The sequence below is a fragment of the Rhizorhabdus sp. genome, assembly GCF_018006725.1.
Lineage (GTDB): Bacteria > Pseudomonadota > Alphaproteobacteria > Sphingomonadales > Sphingomonadaceae > Rhizorhabdus.
Genome location: NZ_JAGMXV010000420.1, coordinates 1 through 2,953 on the forward strand (window position 1 = coordinate 1; position 2,953 = coordinate 2,953).

Genomic DNA, 2,953 nt, shown 5'->3' on the forward strand with positions numbered 1-2,953 from the left:
CGACGAACGCAGCGTGCCATAGGGAACGAACAGGATGCCCTCAGGCGCGGTGATCTCCTCGCCAATCTTCCAGCGCGAGAGTTCGAGAATGTCAGAAGGTAAACCGCCGATTGCGCTCCAGTCGCGCTGGGCGTCTTCGAGCAGCGGCGCGTTTTTGCTGATCCAGATGTGACGGCGATTACCGCGCAACCACTGGTCGAGAATGCAGGCTGCCGCCTGTCGCCCCTTCCCCGCCCCGGTGCCGTCACCGAGGAAGAAACCAGTGCGGTAGGCCATACCGTCGGGGTCTTCCTTGAGCGCAACTTCGCTGGGCGGATGGGTGAAGCGTCCATGCAGCTCGCGCGACCAGGCCTCGCCTGCATAGATCACGGTTTCAAGCTGTGCGGCTGACAGCAGGCGCGCGGTGACGGTGCGCTCGGGCAGATTGGGCACATATTGCGGTCTGGGCGCAGCGATCGACGCCATGGCGGCGGATTCGACGAGGTGCGTTGGGTGCTCGCCTGCTTCGGGCAGAACCAGTCGCGATGGCCGGTAATCTGCATAGACACCGCGCTGCTCGCCCATTGGGGCCGGCTCATCGAGAACCATATAGGCAACGGGTTTAACCTCGTTGGTTTGCGGGGACCGGATCACGACAGGGCGCGCAGGCCCGCTTTTCACCGCCCGGAAGAAGCTCAGCTTGCCGGCGCGGGAGACTGAGGGCGGCGTGGATTCGCGCAGCGAAGCACGCGGCGGGATGACGGGAATTGCCTCGTAGAGTTCGAGCGGGCTTTGCCGGTTGATGGTCGAGACCGATATGTCGCCCGCAACCTTGTCGATCACGAACACCCGGACCGCGATAGAGGTGCCGTGTTTGGCATAGGCGCCCTTATCGAGGCGCAGTGAGAGGACAATCCGCGCGCCTTCTAGGGTATGGCGAAAAGCATGTGCGTATTTGGCAGACGGTGTGAACCAGTCAGGCATGATCGCGACGACGCGCCCGCCGGGCAGCAGATGGTCGAGCGCTGATCGCAGGTGCCGTGCCGCCGTGTTGGCGTCTTGCCCACGCGATTGCGAGATTGAGAACGGCGGGTTCATGATGATAGCGCTCGGACGCGTCATCCCTGATAGCAGCGCGCTGATCTTGGCCCCGTCGTGCCGGGTGACGGGCAGAGCCGGGAACAGACCTTCCAGGATCCCGACGCGCGTAGGTTCGAGTTCGTTGACCAGGGTGGTGGCGACATGCGGGCGTGCCAATGAGGCGATGATCCCGGTGCCAGCGCTCGGCTCGAGGAACACGTCCTCAGATGTCAACCGCGCCAGCTGGATGGCGAGCATGGCGAGTGCGGGCGGGGTCGAGAACTGCTGATACTCGATCTGGTTCTCGCTGCGCACGGTTTGGGTCGGAAGCTCGCGCGTGATCGCTTCCAGTGTCCGGATTGCCGATGCGCCGTCGCATCTTGAGGTAAGTTCGTGCGCAGTCAGCGTAATCGCCGCCTCGAGCGCCTCGAAACTGTCGCGCTGCTGCCAAAAGCCATCTGCATCGCTGCCACCGGCGGCCTCGGTCATGGCCTGAGTGAGCGCGGCACGGTCGACCGGAATGGCGAGGAGTATCTTGGCGGCAAGGGTCTGGGCGGTAGCAAGGATCGCGGCGGAACGCGAAATCGTCGAGGTCATGGAATTCTCCCGGGAACGGCCAACAACGACCGCATCCCTTCGTCCCCCCTCCCCTCACCGCTTCAGGAGCTGCGCCCAGTCGTTCATGCCGCCCGGTGGCCATTCGGTCTCGATGGTGAGGCCCGGACGTTTGTATGCCGCCCAGGCACGATCACGGGCACGCCGGCCTTCGGTGTCGTTGTCGGCAAGCAGGATCAGCGTCTCGACATCTGATGGTATGGTCAGTTGGTGGAACCGTTTGGCCCCCATGGTCGCCCAGGCCTGAATGCCGGTCAGCGACATGTAGGCGGCAGCCGTCTCGAACCCTTCGCACAGGCCAATGGTTCGAGCGGGAGGCCCATTGGTCCAGGCCGCCCCAATTGCCTGCCCGAGACAGAGCTTTTCAGTCCAGTTGGCCGTGCCGGGATCGAGGAATATCCGCTGGATCGCGGCGATTTCGCCAAGCTTGTGCATGGCGACCAAGAGCGCGGGCTCGAATCTGGCAAAGGCCCCCTGCCCTCGCGGACATTGTGGGTGGAATCGGACATCGCTGAGCGGCGCCCAGATGCCACGTGTGTCGCGGATGTAACGCTCGGCGAGCGTTCCCTCGATGGCATTGGCCGCGCGCCAGATGGCGAGATGGGCTTCGCCGGGACCACCCGTTGCTTTCTCAACGATAGCACGACGAAAGTCTGGCAGGTGCTCGATGCGTGCAAGTTCGCGCAGAACGTCTCTGGCATCGCAGCCCGCATGGCAGGTGACGAGTATGCCTCGGTCCCCCTGGCGGACCGACAGCGACGGGGTTCTGTCGGCATGGGCCGGGCAAGCGCACATGGCGGTGTCGCCGGACCAGGTACCGCCAAGACGGTGGACCAGGGACCGGAGCTCAGCTGTGGGTCTGTTGCGAACAAGGGACATGGGCATCGAGCTCAGTCCCCCTCCCCTCCCCGCGTGCCAAGATCGACGCAACGGCGGCTTCTAGTTCAAACTTCCCCGCGCTGGACTGAATGAATTTGACTTGCTATATGCACAAAAACATTCATTCGCGCGCATCGGGGCAGTTATGAATTCAGAAGTCTCCCGCATTGCCGAAATGGCTGAGGCTGGCGAAAAGATGATCGAGCGGCTGCGGCGACAGGCGTTCCTTCCCGAGAGTCGCAAGGCGCTTTCTGTGCGCTATGGCATCGCCGAAGCTGCAGCACTACTTGGCTGTTCGACCAATCGCATCCGGATGGCCGAGGACGACGGTCGACTACCGCCTACCCCGCCCACCGAAAATGGTCGCCGACCGGGCTATTCGATCGAAGCACTTCTCAAT

General features: G+C 63.3%; 2 protein-coding genes and 1 pseudogene. 1 reads left to right on the forward strand and 2 read right to left on the reverse strand.

The window, feature by feature from the left end; all coding sequences use genetic code 11:
- The coding region (locus KAY22_RS27165) for a strawberry notch-like NTP hydrolase domain-containing protein (RefSeq protein WP_296626157.1) at window positions 1-1,656 on the reverse strand (1,656 nt) is incomplete at its 3' end.
- 54 nt (window positions 1,657-1,710) lie between these two features.
- Window positions 1,711-2,553 carry a toprim domain-containing protein gene (locus KAY22_RS27170; RefSeq protein WP_296626158.1) on the reverse strand — a complete coding sequence of 281 codons (843 nt, stop codon included), beginning with the start codon at window positions 2,551-2,553 and terminating at the stop codon, window positions 1,711-1,713.
- A gap of 145 nt (window positions 2,554-2,698) precedes the next feature.
- On the opposite strand from KAY22_RS27170, the pseudogene KAY22_RS27175 reads away from it, so the two are divergent.
- Window positions 2,699-2,953 (forward strand): annotated as a pseudogene (locus KAY22_RS27175) (chromosome partitioning protein); the annotation flags it as partial.

Coding starts and splice junctions, on each gene's coding strand:
- KAY22_RS27170 (WP_296626158.1), bottom strand. CDS start 2,553: ATGTCCCTTGTTCGCAACAGACCCACAGCTGAGCTCCGGTCCCTGGTC.